The 15338-nt window shown below is 62.6% G+C and carries 15 protein-coding genes and 1 tRNA gene; 8 read left to right on the forward strand and 8 right to left on the reverse strand.

The window, feature by feature from the left end; genetic code table 11:
- The first annotated feature begins 119 nt into the window (after window positions 1-119).
- From IB263_RS18295 to IB263_RS18305, 3 genes are all read left to right on the forward strand, one after another.
- Entirely contained in the window at window positions 120-842 is a 723-nt protein-coding gene (locus tag IB263_RS18295; RefSeq protein ID WP_192438804.1) for an META domain-containing protein, read from the forward strand.
- A 154-nt stretch (window positions 843-996) separates the two neighbouring features.
- Window positions 997-1158, forward strand: a complete 162-nt coding sequence (locus IB263_RS18300) for a Thivi_2564 family membrane protein (RefSeq protein ID WP_089044368.1) — start codon at window positions 997-999, stop codon at window positions 1156-1158.
- A gap of 126 nt (window positions 1159-1284) precedes the next feature.
- The gene (locus tag IB263_RS18305) at window positions 1285-1653 is read left to right on the forward strand and encodes a VOC family protein (protein WP_192438805.1); all 369 of its coding nucleotides are present in this window, start codon (window positions 1285-1287) and stop codon (window positions 1651-1653) included.
- Between the two features lie 5 nt (window positions 1654-1658).
- Here IB263_RS18305 and IB263_RS18310 read toward each other — a convergent pair whose 3' ends face one another.
- The 3 genes from IB263_RS18310 to IB263_RS18320 form a co-directional block, all read right to left on the reverse strand.
- Window positions 1659-1928 carry a hypothetical protein gene (locus IB263_RS18310; protein WP_112985095.1) on the reverse strand — a complete coding sequence of 90 codons (270 nt, stop codon included), beginning with the start codon at window positions 1926-1928 and terminating at the stop codon, window positions 1659-1661.
- Between the two features lie 249 nt (window positions 1929-2177).
- Entirely contained in the window at window positions 2178-2666 is a 489-nt protein-coding gene (locus IB263_RS18315; RefSeq protein WP_192438806.1) for a RidA family protein, read from the reverse strand.
- Window positions 2660-3382, reverse strand: a complete 723-nt coding sequence (locus IB263_RS18320) for an SDR family NAD(P)-dependent oxidoreductase (RefSeq protein WP_034802380.1) — start codon at window positions 3380-3382, stop codon at window positions 2660-2662. The genes IB263_RS18315 and IB263_RS18320 overlap by 7 nt, the downstream gene beginning before the upstream one ends.
- A gap of 112 nt (window positions 3383-3494) precedes the next feature.
- Here IB263_RS18320 and IB263_RS18325 point away from each other — a divergent pair, with 112 nt between their 5' ends.
- Entirely contained in the window at window positions 3495-4397 is a 903-nt protein-coding gene (locus IB263_RS18325) for a LysR family transcriptional regulator (protein ID WP_192438807.1), read from the forward strand.
- Between the two features lie 7 nt (window positions 4398-4404).
- Here IB263_RS18325 and IB263_RS18330 read toward each other — a convergent pair whose 3' ends face one another.
- Window positions 4405-4941 carry a GNAT family N-acetyltransferase gene (locus tag IB263_RS18330; RefSeq protein ID WP_371814141.1) on the reverse strand — a complete coding sequence of 179 codons (537 nt, stop codon included), beginning with the start codon at window positions 4939-4941 and terminating at the stop codon, window positions 4405-4407.
- A gap of 54 nt (window positions 4942-4995) precedes the next feature.
- A tRNA-Arg gene (locus IB263_RS18335) sits at window positions 4996-5072 on the reverse strand.
- Window positions 5073-5324: 252 nt separating this feature from the next.
- Between IB263_RS18335 and IB263_RS18340 the strand changes: the two genes are divergently transcribed.
- The 4 genes from IB263_RS18340 to metH all read left to right on the forward strand — a co-directional run bounded on the left by IB263_RS18340 (window position 5325) and on the right by metH (window position 11821).
- The gene (locus IB263_RS18340; RefSeq protein WP_113554188.1) at window positions 5325-6221 is read left to right on the forward strand and encodes an ROK family protein; all 897 of its coding nucleotides are present in this window, start codon (window positions 5325-5327) and stop codon (window positions 6219-6221) included.
- A gap of 5 nt (window positions 6222-6226) precedes the next feature.
- Window positions 6227-6721, forward strand: coding sequence for a heme-degrading domain-containing protein (locus IB263_RS18345; RefSeq protein ID WP_034802370.1), 495 nt, complete (start codon window positions 6227-6229; stop codon window positions 6719-6721).
- Between the two features lie 9 nt (window positions 6722-6730).
- Window positions 6731-7885, forward strand: coding sequence for an AGE family epimerase/isomerase (locus tag IB263_RS18350; RefSeq protein WP_371814145.1), 1155 nt, complete (start codon window positions 6731-6733; stop codon window positions 7883-7885).
- Between the two features lie 165 nt (window positions 7886-8050).
- Entirely contained in the window at window positions 8051-11821 is a 3771-nt protein-coding gene (gene metH / locus IB263_RS18355) for a methionine synthase (RefSeq protein WP_192438809.1), read from the forward strand.
- A gap of 48 nt (window positions 11822-11869) precedes the next feature.
- On the opposite strand, the gene IB263_RS18360 is transcribed toward metH, so the two are convergent.
- The 3 genes from IB263_RS18360 to IB263_RS18370 are packed head-to-tail and all read right to left on the reverse strand — an operon-like array spanning window position 11870 to window position 15190.
- A complete protein-coding gene (locus IB263_RS18360) occupies window positions 11870-12697 on the reverse strand; it encodes an alpha/beta fold hydrolase (RefSeq protein ID WP_192438810.1) in 828 nt (275 codons plus the stop codon).
- Between the two features lie 34 nt (window positions 12698-12731).
- Window positions 12732-13754 (reverse strand): DUF1254 domain-containing protein, encoded by a 1023-nt coding sequence (locus IB263_RS18365; RefSeq protein ID WP_060521564.1) that lies wholly within the window; start codon window positions 13752-13754, stop codon window positions 12732-12734.
- Between the two features lie 17 nt (window positions 13755-13771).
- Entirely contained in the window at window positions 13772-15190 is a 1419-nt protein-coding gene (locus tag IB263_RS18370) for a DUF1254 domain-containing protein (RefSeq protein WP_192438811.1), read from the reverse strand.
- Between the last annotated feature and the right edge of the window lie 148 nt (window positions 15191-15338).

Below are 15338 nucleotides of genomic sequence, written 5' to 3' on the forward strand. Positions count from 1 at the left end.
TATGTTGTTTGCTAGGCTCTACAGGCGAAATCCGCCGGCAACAAGGGTGCGGTCTTCATTCCGTCTCGTCCGCAGGCTAAGAATTGGGTGCCTTGAGTCGGGGTCCGGAGGAGTTCGCGATGCTGAAAATCATAACCGCCGTTTCCTGCGCCTGTGTCGCGATCGAAATGGCATCGATGCAGCCGGTTGCGGCAGAAAACGTGCCGCCGCAGCTCGTCGCCACCTGGCTTGCCGAAGATATCGGTGGGGGTGGGGTCATCGACAATCTCCAGTCGACCCTGGAGATCCGCGAGGACGGCACCTATGGCGGCATGGCCGGCTGCAACCATTTCACCGGTACTTTCAGTCTCTCCGGCTCGAAGATCACCTTCGGCCCGGCGGCATCGACACGCAAGATGTGCGTGCCCGCGGTGATGAACCAGGAGCAGAAGTTCCTCAAGGCGCTCAGCAACGAGCTTTCCTGGTCGGTGGAAGGATCGAAGCTCGTGCTTGGCAAGGCCGGCGGCGGCATCGCCCTGAAACTGGCGTCTATGACAGCAGCGTCTGAAGGCACCGACGTGACGATCCGCGTTCCCGGCGCCGATGCGGTGGACCGGCAATCGGTCCGCTACGACTGCGGCGGCAAGGCGATCGAGGCGGAATACATCAATGCCGGCCCGGTTTCGCTGGTGACCTTCACCATCGACGGCACATTCGTCGTCGCCTCAAACGTGATAGCTGCGTCCGGAGCCAAATATGCCGGCGGGCAATATGTCTGGTGGACGAAGGGCGAGGAAGCAACGCTGTATGATGCCACCAAAGGCGACGAGGATCAGGGAACCGCCTGCAAGCCGGCATCCTGAGCCGGCTTCTCGCCTGAGCGGAAACACCAGGCTCGGCCTGCGCCTGGGTGAACGAGTGGCATAAGTTGTCGCCTCGATTGGAACTTTTTCCTTCGCGTCCTAGTTACAATCCCGACGCCATCGCGGCGCTGTTGTGTGAAAATGGGAGTGTTCCATGGGGCTGCTTATCGGAATTCTGATTACCTTCCTCGTCATCGTGCTGGTGCTCTATCTCGTCCAGCGTCTGCCGCTCGACGCGCGCGCCAAGCAGATCGTCCAGATCATCGTCATCATCATCGGCATCATCTCTCTGTTGAAATATCTCGCCGTCTTCTGACGTGTCGCCTTCCTGCCAAAGGCCGCCGGATCGCAAGGCCCGGCGGCCTTTGGCTGTCCGGTTGATGCTGACAGGATCTGACAGCGGCAGTGCCTAGTGTCCGGGCATCGAAAAGGAGACCCGACGATGCTGTCACCGAACCTTATCCTGCTCTATGTCGAAGACCCAACCGGAAGCGCTGCCTTCTATACCGGCCTGCTTGGACGCGAACCCGTCGCATCCTTCCCGACCTATGTCGCCTTCGAACTCGAAAACGGACTGACCTTCAGTCTCTGGTCGACAGAGGCACGGGATTTCGTCTCGTCCGGCACCGGCCATCGCTCGGAAATCGCCTTCATGGTCAAGGACGACGCCGAGGTCGAGCGGCTTTACGCTGATTGGCAGGAGCGCGGGCTTACGATCGAACAGGAACTGAAGACCGCCGTCTTCGGCCGCACCTTCGTCGCGCTGGACCCGGATGGCCATCGGCTGCGCGTGTGCCGGCCGGACGGCTGAGGGCTTTATTGCGCGGTCGTTGGCGCCCTGCGATCGAGAATTGCTTGAAACAGGGTGGCCTGCCTTTCCGTGGCAGCACGGATCGCGCTCAGTTGTCGCAGCATCGATCCGAAGGCAGCCAGAAGAATGCCGGTAAGGATCGCGCTCCAAGTCCAGGGGAGAATAGACAGTGCGCGCAAATACGCTGTCGCTGGATCGCCTACCAGCATGGCTAAGCCGACAACGATGGCGGCCACGATAATGACGATGCCGATGATCTGCAGAAGCTTACCCATGGTTTCCTCCCGTCATGCGAGCAAACTCGGACAGGCAGCGGCTACTGTCAAGCATGTAGAATGGCAGCCAAGGCTGACAAACAAAAAAGGCCGGGGCAAACCCGACCTTCCTCATCACCTTCGCCGATGCCAGTCCATCCGTGGTCATCAAGAAGGTATGCCCAGTGTCTAGCCGCTGTTCGTGACAGGCAAATGACGAAGCCGCTTTTCCTGATGGGCCGGCGGGTTGGAATGCCGACCACGATCATTTCAATCCGCCACTTCGACCAGAAGTTCGACCTCGACCGGCAGCCCGAGCGGCAGGCTGGCGACGCCGAGGACAATGCGGCCGGACAGCATTTCGGGACCGAAGACCTTGGCGAGCAGGTCGGACGCGCCGTCTGCGACCGTCGGATGATCGCGGAAGTCGCCAACGGTCGCGATGTAAATCCCGAGCTTGGCGACGGCCGTGACCCGGTCGAGCGAACCGAGTTCCGCCTTGATTGCCGAAAGCGCGCTCATCGTCGCGATTTCGGCTGCGCGGCGCCCCTCGTCGACCTCAAGCTCGGCGCCAAGCCGGCCGACGAACTGCGGCTTGCGGTCGATCACCGGCAGCATGCCGCTCAGATAGAGCAGCTTGCCGATCCGCACGCCCTCGGCATAATTGCCGAAGGGCGTCGGCGGAGAAGGCAGAACGATCCCGAGTTCCGTGAGCCGCTGTTCTGCGCCTGCGGCAGGCGCAGGTTTCCGGTCTACCATTTGCCCAGATGCGCGCCGCCGTCCACGTTCAGCACCTCCCCGGTTATGCGCGGCGCCCTGGTCAGGAACAGGACGGCATCCGCGATCTCGGCCACGCTGGAAATGCTGTGCATCGGCGAGAGCGTGTTCAGGAAATCCCGCGGGTTGTCCTTGTGGAGCGGCGTGTCGACGACACCGGGGGCCACGACGTTGACGCGGATTCCGTCCCTTGCGTATTCCATGGCGATGTTCTTCGAGATCGCGTTGATGCCGCCCTTGGTCAGCATGGCGACCGAAGCGTTCATGCCTGCAATCGGTCGGTCGGCAAGGGGTGTCGTGATGCTGACGATGCTGCCGCCTCTTTTCTGCGAAAGCATCTGCTTGATCACAAGCTGGGTCGTGTGGAGGAATCCCTCGATGTTGGTGGCGCTCAGCTGCCGGTAGTCTTCGGCGGTGTAGTCGACGAAGGGCTTGGTGAAGAAGATGCCGGCATTGTTGACGAGCGCGTCGATCGAGCCGAACCGGGCGATCGCGGTTTCGACCACGCGTTTCGCCGTCTCCGGATCGCCGATATCGCCGTCGACCCGGGCCAGCCGGTCCGATTCGGTGATTTCGCGCGATTGGCTGACATTGCGCGAGGTTGCGACGACGCTGTAGCCCTCTGCCAGAAAAGCGTTTGTGAGGCCCGCGCCGATGCCCTGGGATGCACCGGTGATGATGGCGACTTTGTTTGTCATCTGATCTCTCCGTGGATGGACGGTTTCGGTGAGATCAATATGGCTGCTGCCAGATTGTGCGATTAGGCGGAAATATCTGGAATTACTTTTCCAACGATGCAAAAATCTTCCCATGGTCGATCTGAACGATATCGCGGTCTTTGCGGCCGTTGCCCAATACGAGAGTTTCAGCCGGGCGGCACGCTCGCTCGGCATGCCGGTCTCCACCGTCAGCCGCAAGGTCACGGCGCTCGAGGAGCAACTGGGCGTCACGCTCATCCAGCGCACGACGCGCAAGCTCAGTCTCACGGCGCAGGGGCGCGCCTATTATGCGGAATGCGGCGAACCGCTGAAGCAGCTTCGCGACGCGGAGCGGGTGCTGAGCGAGGCGCAGAGAAGGCCGGAGGGGTTGCTGCGGGTCACCGTTCCCATGACCCTCGGGCAGCCGCCCTTCTTTGATTTCCTGTCCGCATTTCTGAAGACGTATCCCGAGATCGAGCTCGATCTGCTCGTCACCAATATGTTCATGGACCTCGTTGCCGAAAACATCGACGTCGCAGTGCGGTTCGGAGAATTGCGCGATTCGTCGCTTGTCGCGCAGCGTTTGGGTCGAAGCACCCATTTCCTGGTGGCCGCACCCGGCTATCTCGACAAACATGGCACCCCATCGCGACCCGAAGACCTGAGTGGCCACCGCTGTGTCCTGGTCAATGCCCGGGGCAACGAGGCCGAATGGCATCTGGTCAAGGGTGGCGAAGCGGCCAGCCTGCGTGTGACCGGGGCGGTGTCGGTCCACGATATCCAGTCGGCGAGTGCCATAACCGAGCGCGGCCACGGCATCGGCCGGCTCCCGCCGATCTTCTGCGACAGCCTGCTTGCGAGCGGCAAGCTTCTGCGCGTGCTTCCGGGATGGTCCGCGCCGGATGTCTTTGTGCATGCGGTCTACCCGACGCGGCGCTTCCTGCCATCGCGGCTGCAGGTGTTTCTACAGGAACTCAAAGCCTGGCGCGGCCCGGCGTGGCAGCCGCTTCGGTGAGCGTGCGTTAGGGCACGATCTCCTCGAGCTTCTGCGCAAAGGCGTTGAAGCCGGCGCGGCGATAGGTAGCCTGCGCCTGCGGATGATCCCATTCGTCCGTATGTAGCCAGATCCGGTTTGCGCCACGGTCCCAGACGGCGCGCAGCGCGCTATCGAGCAGAAATGGCCCCAGCCTTTGGCCGTAAACATCCGGGATCAGGCCGAAATGGGTGAGCTCGACATCCTCGGTATCGGCGCGGTCGAATTCACAGAGCCCGACTGCGCGGCCATCCAGCCGGAGGATGTAGAGGATCGTGGAGGCGCTTCTGAGAAAGTCGTCGAGATCGGCCGTCGGCATGCGCAGCCGCTGATCCCAGCGTAACGGTTCGCCGACGGCGCGAAAGAGCGAAAGAAACGCAGCGGCATCCGGACGTTCGGACGCGACCACCGCTTGCGCGATCGGTGCCGGAAACGCATCGCCCGCCGGACGTTCGAGCATTTCCATATAGGTCACGAGCAGATGAACCGTGTTTTCTCCGGAGGGGGTTGCTTTGCTGTCATCCACGGCGTCAGCACGGCGTGCGCCGCGTCCAATTCGATTAAGAGGGGTCTTGGAAAATGGTGATCCCGCCGCGATTCGAACGCGGGACCCCCAGATTAGGAATCTGGTGCTCTATCCTGCTGAGCTACGGGACCACTTGAATAGCACCCATACAAAAGCAAGGGCTCTTCGCCAAGTGTTTTTGCGTGCGTGCCCGCGGAAATGCAGGTGGCGGCGAGCTTGGGTCGTCTCGTCCGGGTGGTGTGCCGACGCGGACCGGCAGGCTTGAAAACGACGATGAAACGGGGGCTGGTCTTCCATGTCCTCTGAATGCTAAGCAAAGCAAGCGCCGGCCCGAGGAAGCTGGCGCTCCCCATTGAGTCCTTCATCAGAGACCTGATCCACATATGTTCATCGGAATAGATTGGGGCGGCACAAAAATGGAAGTCATCGCGCTTGGCCGCGATGGCGAAACACGCGCCCGTCATCGCGTCTCGACCCCGACCAGCGGCTATGACGATTGCATCCGCGCCGTTCTCGATCTGGTTGCTGCCGCCGAGCAGACGGCGGGCGAACAGGGCTCGATCGGCATCGGCATTCCCGGCAGTCCCAATCCGCGCACCGGAATCGTGCGCAATTCCAATGCGGTGCTGATCAATGGCAAGCCCCTTGGGCGTGACCTCGAAACGGCGCTTGGCCGGCCGGTCCGGCTTGCCAACGACGCCAATTGCCTGGCGGTCTCGGAGGCGGTCGACGGCGCCGGCAAGAATGAGCATGTGGTCTTCGGCGTTATCGTCGGCACTGGCCATGGCGGCGGCCTTGCGATCGACAAGAAGGTGCACGCCGGCTACCAGGGCGTTGCCGCCGAGATCGGCCATTATCCGCTGCCCTGGATGACGCAGGACGAATATCCTGGCCACAAATGCTGGTGCGGCAAGCACGGTTGCCTCGACATGTATGCCTGCGGCACGGGTGTCGAGCTCGACTATCGCCTGACGACCGGCGGCGAGAAGCGCGGGCGCGATATCATCGAGGCGAAGCGGGCGGGCGATTCGGTTGCAACGGGCGTCTATGAGCGCTTCGTCGACCGGCTGGCGCGCAGCCTGGCACTGCTCACCAACATCGTCGACCCGGATGTCTACGTGCTTGGCGGCGGCATGTCGAATGTCGACGAGATCTACCAGGACGTGCCGCCGCGGGTCGTCAACTACCTCTTCGGCGACACGTTCGAAACGCCCATTCGCAAGGCCCTGCACGGCGACAGTTCCGGCGTGCGCGGTGCGGCCTGGCTCTGGAAGGAATGACCCCCATGAATATCGACAAGGACCTCGCCCGCATCGCGCGGCAGGAACAGGAATTGCAGTTCGAGCGCTTCGATCTCGATGCGGCGTGGGAGCTTGGCTCACTGCTGCGCAAGATGGCGGCCGAGCGCAAGCTTGGCGTCGTCATCGACATCACGCTCTTCTCGATGCAGGTGTTCTATGCCGCGCTCGACGGGGCGACGCCGGATAATCCGAACTGGGTGCGCCGCAAGCGCAACACCGTGTTCCGCCTGTTCAAGAGCAGCTATGCCACCGGCCGCGAGCTCGCCAAGGCGCAGACCAATCTGCAGGCCAAGCTCGGCCTTGCCGATGCGGATTATGCAGCGCACGGTGGCAGCTTCCCGATCGTCGTCAAAGGCACCGGCTGTATCGGTGCCGTCACCGTATCCGGCCTGCCGCAACGCGAGGACCACAACATGGTGGTCGAAGCGCTCTCGGCCCTGCTCGGCAAGGATCATGGCGCCTTGAAGCTCGAGGACTGAGAATTGGCATTGGATATTATTTCGCAATCACGCGTGCTGTCGGATTGGCTGGCAGACAAGGCGCTGCCGCTCTGGCGCGACAAGGGTGTCGATCATTCAGGCGGCTTCGTCGAGACGATCGATATGGCAGGCGAGCCGACCCGCGCCAACCGGCGTGCACGCGTTCAGCCGCGGCAGGTCTACTGTTTCGCCGAGGCCGGGCGGCGCGGCTGGTCCGGTGATTGGCGCGGTGCCGCCGAAGGCGGGCTTGCCTATTTCGATCGCATTTTCAAGCAGCCGAGCGGCTTTTACGGCGCGCTCGCCGATGCCGACGGCATTCTGCTCGATCCGTCCTTTGACCTCTACAACCAGGCCTTCGCGCTGCTTGCCTTCGCCTATCTGGGCGAGGTCGTGCCGGCCCGCAAGGCCGAGATGATCGAGCGCAGCAATGACCTTCGCTCGCGGATCGAGGCGCATGTCAAGCATCCGGTCGCCGGCTTCGAGGAAGACAATCCCTCGCGCCTGCCGCTCTGCTCCAATCCGCATATGCATCTATTTGAGGCGTGCCTGGCGAGCGAGACGGTCGAGGGCTTCGATCGGGTTGGCTGGGCGAACCTCGCCGACGAAATTGCGCATCTGGCGATGGATTATTTCATCGATGCCGAGAGCGGTGTGCTGCGCGAATTCTTCGATCACGACTGGGCGCCGATGGCAGGCGAAAAGGGCCGGATCGTCGAGCCTGGACATCTGTTCGAATGGGCGTGGCTGCTTTTGCGCTGGGCGGAGCGCCGCGGCAGCGCCGAGGCGATCGTCAAGGCACGGCGGCTGTTCGATATCGGTGAGGCCCACGGCATCTGCGCGAACCGCAACGTCGCGATCATGACGCTTCTCGACGATCTGTCGGTGGCCGATCCGATCGCGAGGCTTTGGCCGCAGACCGAGTGGCTGAAGGCGGCCGTCCGCTTTGCCGCACTCACCAATGGTGCCGAGCGCGAGCGTTATCTTGCTTCGGCCGCGCGAGCAGCGGCGGCCCTTCAGACGTTTCTGGCGACGCCGGTTGGGGGCCTTTGGCGCGACAAGCAGAAGGCCGACGGCACCTTCGTCGAGGAGCCGGCGCCGGCGAGCAGCTTCTACCATATCCTCTGCGCCATTTATGAAACCGAGGACTGCCTAGCCCGGATCTGATTTGCCGATCCAGAGTATCGCTATCGTTATGGCCCGTCGCGATTGCTGCGGGCCATTTTCTTTGCTCCGAGGGGTAAATGTGATTGCTGCATATGTTGACATAAAGATATCTTTATGTGATTGACTTGCCTTAGTGTTTGTCGTTTTCAGAACGGGAGATTTCCCATGTCCGCCATCGACGCCCTTTTCGGCGATGTTTCCTGCAAGCCGGATGGCTCCGAGATCAAGCGGGCGCTGGCCCAGGCTGCGCGCGAACGCATCCTGATCATGGATGGCGCGATGGGCACGGAGATCCAGCAGCTCGGCTTTGTCGAGCAGCATTTCCGCGGCGACCGATTCGGCGGCTGCGCCTGTCATCAACAGGGCAACAACGACCTTCTGACGCTGACCCAGCCGAAGGCGATCGAGGACATCCATTACGCCTATGCCATCGCCGGCGCGGATATCCTTGAAACCAACACGTTCTCCTCGACCCGCATCGCCCAGGCCGATTACGGCATGGAAGACATGGTCTATGATCTCAACCGCGATGGTGCCCGAGTGGCTCGGCGCGCGGCCAAGCGGGCCGAAGCCGCAGACGGTCGCCGCCGTTTCGTCGCCGGCGCGCTCGGGCCGACGAACCGCACGGCGTCGATTTCGCCCGACGTCAACAATCCCGGTTATCGCGCCGTCACCTTCGACGATTTGCGCGTCGCCTATGCCGAACAGATCCGCGGTCTGATCGACGGCGGCGCCGACATCATTCTGATCGAGACGATCTTCGACACCCTGAACGCCAAGGCGGCGATCTTCGCGACCAAGGAAGTCTTTACGGAGAAGGGCATCGACCTGCCGGTCATGATCTCCGGCACGATCACCGACCTCTCGGGCCGCACCCTGTCCGGGCAGACGCCGACCGCCTTCTGGCACTCGGTGCGCCATGCCGAGCCTTTCACCATCGGGCTCAACTGCGCGCTCGGCGCCAATGCCATGCGCGCCCATATCGACGAACTTTCAAGCGTTGCCGATACCTTCGTCTGCGCCTATCCCAATGCCGGCCTGCCGAACGAGTTCGGCCAGTACGACGAAACGCCGGAGCAGATGGCCGCCCAGGTGGAAGCCTTTGCGCGCGACGGGCTGCTCAACATTGTCGGCGGCTGCTGCGGCTCGACGCCGGCCCATATCAGCGCGATCGCCAAGGCCGTTGCCAAGCATCCGCCGCGCGAGATCCCCAAGGTCGAGCCGCTGATGCGGCTCTCCGGGCTGGAGCCCTTCACGCTCACCTCCGACATTCCCTTCGTCAACGTCGGCGAGCGCACCAACGTCACCGGCTCGGCGAAGTTCCGCAAGCTGATCACTGCCGGCGATTATGCGGCCGCTCTCGACGTCGCGCGCGACCAGGTGGCGAACGGCGCCCAGATCATCGACATAAATATGGACGAGGGCCTGATCGATTCGAAGCAGGCGATGATCGAGTTCTTGAACCTCGTCGCCTCCGAGCCGGATATCGCCCGCGTTCCCGTGATGATCGATTCGTCGAAGTGGGAAGTGATCGAGGCGGGCCTGAAATGCGTTCAGGGCAAGCCGCTGGTCAATTCCATCTCGATGAAGGAAGGCGAAGAGGCGTTCCTGCACCATGCCAGGCTTTGCCGCGCCTACGGTGCCGCCGTCGTCATCATGGCCTTCGACGAGGTCGGCCAGGCCGACACCCAGGCGCGCAAGGTCGAGATCTGCACACGCGCCTACAAGCTCCTGACGGAACAGGCGGGCTTCCCGCCCGAAGACATAATCTTCGATCCGAACATCTTCGCCGTGGCGACGGGCATCGAGGAACACAACAACTACGGTGTCGACTTCATCGAGGCGACGCGCGAGATCATCAAGACCCTGCCGCACGTGCATGTGTCGGGCGGCGTCTCCAACCTCTCCTTCTCGTTCCGCGGCAACGAGCCGGTGCGCGAGGCAATGCACGCGGTGTTCCTCTACCACGCCATCCAGGCGGGCATGGACATGGGCATCGTCAACGCCGGCCAGCTCGCCGTCTATGACGCCATCGATGCCGATCTGCGCGAGGCCTGCGAGGACGTGGTGCTCAACCGCCGCGCCGATTCGACCGAGCGCATGCTGGAGATCGCCGAGCGCTATCGCGGACAGGGCGGCTCGCAGGGCCGCGAGAAGGATCTTTCCTGGCGCGAATGGTCGGTGGCAAAGCGTCTCGAACATGCGCTGGTCAATGGCATCACCGAGTACATCGAGGCTGATACCGAGGAGGCTCGGCTTGAGGCAGCGCGGCCGCTGCATGTCATCGAGGGCCCGCTGATGGCCGGCATGAACGTCGTCGGCGACCTCTTCGGTTCGGGCAAGATGTTCCTGCCGCAGGTGGTCAAATCCGCACGCGTCATGAAGCAGGCGGTCGCCGTGCTCTTGCCGCACATGGAGGCGGAAAAGCTCGCCAATGGCGGCGAGGCGCGCGAAAGTGCCGGCAAGATCCTGATGGCGACGGTCAAGGGCGACGTGCACGACATCGGCAAGAACATCGTCGGCGTCGTGTTGGCCTGCAACAATTACGAGATCATCGATCTCGGCGTCATGGTGCCCTCGGCGAAGATCCTCGAAGTGGCGCGCGAGCAGAAGGTCGACATCATCGGCCTCTCTGGCCTGATCACGCCCTCACTGGATGAAATGGTGCATGTCGCCTCAGAGCTTGAGCGCGAAGGCTTCGATGTACCGCTGCTGATCGGCGGCGCGACGACCAGCCGTGTGCACACCGCCGTCAAGATCAATCCGCGCTACGATCGCGGCCAGACGGTCTACGTGACGGATGCCAGCCGCGCCGTCGGCGTCGTATCGAGCTTGCTCTCGCCCGAAGCGCGCGACAATTACATGGAGACGGTTCGGGCGGAGTATCGCAAGGTCGCCGATGCGCATGCGCGCAACGAGGCGGAAAAGCGCCGCCTTCCCCTGTCGCAGGCACGTGCCAATCAGCATCGGGTTGACTGGTCGAATTATCAGGCCAAGACGCCCTCGTTCCTCGGCACGCGCGTGTTCGAAAGCTGGGATCTGGCGGAGCTTGCCCGCTACATCGACTGGACGCCGTTCTTCCAGACCTGGGAGCTGAAGGGCGTCTATCCGAAGATCCTCGACGACGAGGCGCAAGGTGTGGCTGCCCGCCAGTTGTTCGACGACGCGCAGGCGATGCTGAAAAAGATCATCGAGGAGGAGTGGTTTGCGCCGAAGGCGGTCGTCGGCTTCTGGCCGGCGGGCACGGTCGGCGACGATATCCGGCTCTTTACCGGAGAGGATCGGGCCGCTGAACTTGCGACCTTCTTCACGCTGCGCCAGCAACTCAGCAAGCGCGATGGCCGTGCGAACGTGGCCCTTTCCGACTTCGTCGCGCCTGTTGACAGCGGCTCCAACGACTATGTCGGCGGTTTCGTTGTCACAGCCGGCATCGAGGAAGTGGCGATCGCCGAGCGCTTCGAGCGCGCCAACGACGATTACTCCTCGATCATGGTGAAGGCGCTGGCCGATCGTTTCGCCGAGGCCTTTGCCGAGCGCATGCATGAATATGTGCGCACCGAACTCTGGGGTTATGCGGCGGACGAGACGTTTACGCCCGTGCAGCTGATTGGGGAGCCCTATGCCGGCATCCGCCCGGCGCCGGGTTATCCGGCCCAGCCCGATCACACGGAAAAGGCAACGCTCTTCCGGCTGCTCGACGCAGAAGCAACGATCGGCGTCAGCCTCACCGAGAGCTATGCGATGTGGCCGGGTTCGTCGGTTTCCGGCCTCTATATCGGCCATCCCGAAGCCTATTACTTCGGTGTCGCCAAGGTCGAGCGCGACCAGGTCGAGGACTATGCGACACGTAAACGCATGCCGGTGCGCGAGGTCGAGCGCTGGCTGTCGCCGATCCTCAACTACGTCCCGATGCCGGAGACCGAAGCGGCCGAGTAGCGTCGCCGGAGGGCGAGATGACGAGCCGACAAGGGCTCGTCACTGCCGTCATTGCGCGTCGCCTTTGGGCTCGTCTTCGAGTGCGACAAGGAAGGCCGTGAGCGCGGCATTGAAGCGGTCGGGCCGCTGCAGCGGGGCGAAGTGGCTGACGCCGTCGAGAAGGATGAACGCGGCGCCGGGAATGCTGCGGGCGAGATGGTCAGCATGCTCGTGTTTGATGAACTCGTCGTTTTCGCTTTGGACGATCACGACCGGCACTCGGATCTTGCCGAGATCTTCCGCCGTGTAGTTCGGCTCGGTTCTCTGCATTTCGCTGACGGCGTCGACGAAGGCGCTGAAATCGTCGGGCGTCGCCGACAGCGCGCGGTAGTCTTCGGCATGACGGCTGAAGCAACGGTCGAGCACCGGGCTCGGCTCGATGTCCTTCGTTCCGCTCGGGTCCATGTTGCAGGCGAAGAAGAAGACGCCGCTGACGCGTTCCGGCGTCTGTGAGGCGAGGGTAAGTGCGATGCAGGCGCCATCGCTCCAGCCGGCAAAGGCGGCCTTCTGAATATCCAGCCTGTCCATCACGGCAAGCACGTCCGCCGCCATCAGTTCGTAGGTGTAGGGCTTTCGGTCGCGGGTGCTGCGGCCATGGCCGCGGCTGTCGATCAGGATGACGCGGTGGCCAGTGTCAAGCAGAGCCGGGACTTGAAAGCCCCAGTTGCCGCTGTGACCAAGGCCGCCGTGCAAGAGGATAACCGGTTCGCCCGATCCATAGGTCGCATACCAGATTCGTGCGCCGTCACGCTCGACACGGCCTTCACCCGTTGCTGCGGGCAGGGGCGTTGCGCCATGCTCGGCGAAGGCCGCAAGGTTGTCATCGCTGTGTTCCATGCATGCGGCCTCCGCTGCCAAATTCGCGGCACGCCTAGTTTACCGGCTGCGGCTCGGGAAAGTGCCAGGTTCCGTCGAGGATTTCCTTGCGCGGCCGGTAGAGCCGCACCGTATAGTTCCAGCCGTCGACCACGGGCAGGCAGTTGGCGATCTTGCCGTCGCAGCCGCCGAACTGGATCGAGACGCTGCCATCGTCGCCCTTCTTGGCGGTGATGTTGTTGATCGCGTAGGCATTGTAGGCGTTCTTTTCGTAGAAGCCTTGCGCGTCGTAGACGCTGACCGACCAGAAGGCATCGACCGGTACGTCCTTGACGTCGAGCTTGTAGATGGTCTTGCCGTCGTTCTTGGCGGGCGTGACGTTGAGATAGGACGCGTCCTTGTCGGGGTTGCCGCCCCAGCCGGTCGCGGTGCCGATCAGATGGCGGATCGGGTCGACGTCGGCCTTGGTGCCGAAGGCCTTCTTGAAGTCCGGCATGGTGGCGCCGAGCGCAAGCAGGGCTTCGCGCACCTTCTTCTGGCTGGCCGGGTCCCAGGCCGGGATTTCGAACGTGCCTTCCTTCTCCTGGGTCACCTTGATCGCATCCTGCAGGGCGTGGACTTCGGCGATATCCTTCTGGTCGGTCGGATCGACCAGGGTGCGGACGCCGACAACGGCGTAGCGCGTGCCGACCTTTTCCTTGGTCAACGTCACCTCTCCGGCGCCGTAGACGACCTCCGGCACATAGTGGTCCTCATTGACCACCTGCAGCGACATGAAGCGTTTTCCCGCGTCCGGCATGGTGACCGTAACCGGGCCCGCGTCGAGATCGAACACGGCCGATGAATAGAGCGTATCGCGGTTGAGGCGGATGACGGTCTGATTGTCGATCGAAGCCGGTTCGCGCCGATGCACGAATTTGCCGAAGGCGCCGTCCTTGACCATGGAGGCGAGGTACATGTCGCTCTCGGCACGAACGAAGTTGTCGACACCGACGGTTACGGGGTCGGCGGCGCTTGCCTGGGTTGCGGCAGCCATCGCCAGTGCACTGGCAATGAGGAACGAACGATAGTGTTTCATATTCAAATCCTCGTTGATCAGTTGGCGCGCCGCATCGGCGGCGCTTTCCATTTTCCGTCCAATGCGTCCGGCTTTGGCCAGTAGAGCCGCATGGCGTTGAAGAACGGGCCGCTCGGCGCCGGCAGCCAGTTTGCTTCCTTGTCAGGCCCAGGGCTCTCGTGCTGGACGTAGAGCGTCACGCCGCCATCGGCGTCCTTTTGCAGGTTCGGTAGCATCGGCGAGTTGATGAGATAGCGGTTAAGCGGATTGGCGTAGAGCAGGCTCGACGGCAGTTCGTAGAGGGTCAGCGACCAGAAGGCGTTGACCGGCGGCAGTTGCCCGGGTTCGAAGCGCAAGGTGTAGTGGCCCGACCCGGTCAGCGGCTTCTTCTGGTCATCGACGAAATAGGCGGGATAGAGAGCTTCGTCCTTCGAGTTGCCGTAGATACCGAGAACCGCGCCGGACATGCGCTGCATATAGTCGTTCTTCAGGAACTCCCGCGTGCCGAACGCGTCGGCACTCGAAGCCTTGCCGGTGTCGATTTCGGTTTCCTTGTGTTCCTTGAACGCCGCCCAGGCGTCCGCCATGCCGTCAGTGATCGCCTTCTGGATCTCCGGCGAGAAAGCCGTGATGTCGAACGTCTTGCCCGCACCGATGTTCAGATCGGCGAAACGCTGCATCAGCGCCGTTGCGGACGGGTGCGTCGGGCAGTACTGCAGGATAAAATTCAGGACCCTGTAGAAGTCAGGCGAGGTCTTTTCGTCAGCCGCGCTCAACGGGGCGATAAAATCGACGGCCGCGGCCGGTGCCGGAGCCGGCTGACCAAGGAAGCTCGACAGCAGCTCGACCCTGTAGCCCGCCTGGATCTTCTTGACGTTCTCGATGTCGGCGGGATCAAACATCTGCGTGCGGTAAAGCACGAAAGCGAATTCCGTTTCCGACCGGATCACCGCCTTGATCCCGGGCGGGGTTTCACCCTTCCAGCCCGGTCCCGCCAGCAGGAAGGTGCCAGCCTCGCTGCCGGTGGCGCGACTTCCGACATAGGCGAAATTGAAGGTGTACATGTCGACGAACTGGAGCGAGTAGTAGCGCTCCTTCTCGACCGCCGGCACGGTCAGGACCAGCGGCTCGGCGCGCAGGTCCGCGCCCAGGAAGGAGTAGGGCGTATCGGAATTTGGCGTCTGGATCGCCTTGTCGTCAGGCGTATAGACCCGCGCGGTATTGTTGAGCGTATTCCAGCCGCTCTTGAACTCGGGATTGCCGTGATCGACGAAATAGGAATGCTGCACCCTGTAGCTGTCGACCAGCGGGAAACCGTAGATATAGGCGTCCTTGGCAATGGCGCGCGCCTCGTCCGCAGAGAGGCCTGCATCGGCAGCCCTCGCGCTCGTCAACTTGAGTGCGGGAAGTGCCGTGGCAAGAGCGCCGAGCACCAGCAGAGACCGTCGTTTGAGCATGGCAGCTTCCTTCGGATGATCGCCTGTAATCGTGGCACTTCAGCGAGGTCCTGCAAGTACGTAACGGTTACGGCCTGGTCGACGCGTCTCATCCATGCGTGCCGATGGCGCCGCCCGCCAAGCTGCGGTACCATTGCCGCTGGAGTAC

The organism is Ensifer sp. ENS03 (genome assembly GCF_014852035.1).
Classification (GTDB): Bacteria; Pseudomonadota; Alphaproteobacteria; order Rhizobiales; family Rhizobiaceae; genus Ensifer; species Ensifer adhaerens.

Coding starts and splice junctions, on each gene's coding strand:
- IB263_RS18295 (WP_192438804.1), top strand. CDS start 120: ATGCTGAAAATCATAACCGCCGTTTCCTGCGCCTGTGTCGCGATCGAA.
- IB263_RS18300 (WP_089044368.1), top strand. CDS start 997: ATGGGGCTGCTTATCGGAATTCTGATTACCTTCCTCGTCATCGTGCTG.
- IB263_RS18305 (WP_192438805.1), top strand. CDS start 1,285: ATGCTGTCACCGAACCTTATCCTGCTCTATGTCGAAGACCCAACCGGA.
- IB263_RS18310 (WP_112985095.1), bottom strand. CDS start 1,928: ATGGGTAAGCTTCTGCAGATCATCGGCATCGTCATTATCGTGGCCGCC.
- IB263_RS18315 (WP_192438806.1), bottom strand. CDS start 2,666: ATGGTAGACCGGAAACCTGCGCCTGCCGCAGGCGCAGAACAGCGGCTC.
- IB263_RS18320 (WP_034802380.1), bottom strand. CDS start 3,382: ATGACAAACAAAGTCGCCATCATCACCGGTGCATCCCAGGGCATCGGC.
- IB263_RS18325 (WP_192438807.1), top strand. CDS start 3,495: ATGGTCGATCTGAACGATATCGCGGTCTTTGCGGCCGTTGCCCAATAC.
- IB263_RS18340 (WP_113554188.1), top strand. CDS start 5,325: ATGTTCATCGGAATAGATTGGGGCGGCACAAAAATGGAAGTCATCGCG.
- IB263_RS18345 (WP_034802370.1), top strand. CDS start 6,227: ATGAATATCGACAAGGACCTCGCCCGCATCGCGCGGCAGGAACAGGAA.
- metH (WP_192438809.1), top strand. CDS start 8,051: ATGTCCGCCATCGACGCCCTTTTCGGCGATGTTTCCTGCAAGCCGGAT.
- IB263_RS18360 (WP_192438810.1), bottom strand. CDS start 12,697: ATGGAACACAGCGATGACAACCTTGCGGCCTTCGCCGAGCATGGCGCA.
- IB263_RS18365 (WP_060521564.1), bottom strand. CDS start 13,754: ATGAAACACTATCGTTCGTTCCTCATTGCCAGTGCACTGGCGATGGCT.
- IB263_RS18370 (WP_192438811.1), bottom strand. CDS start 15,190: ATGCTCAAACGACGGTCTCTGCTGGTGCTCGGCGCTCTTGCCACGGCA.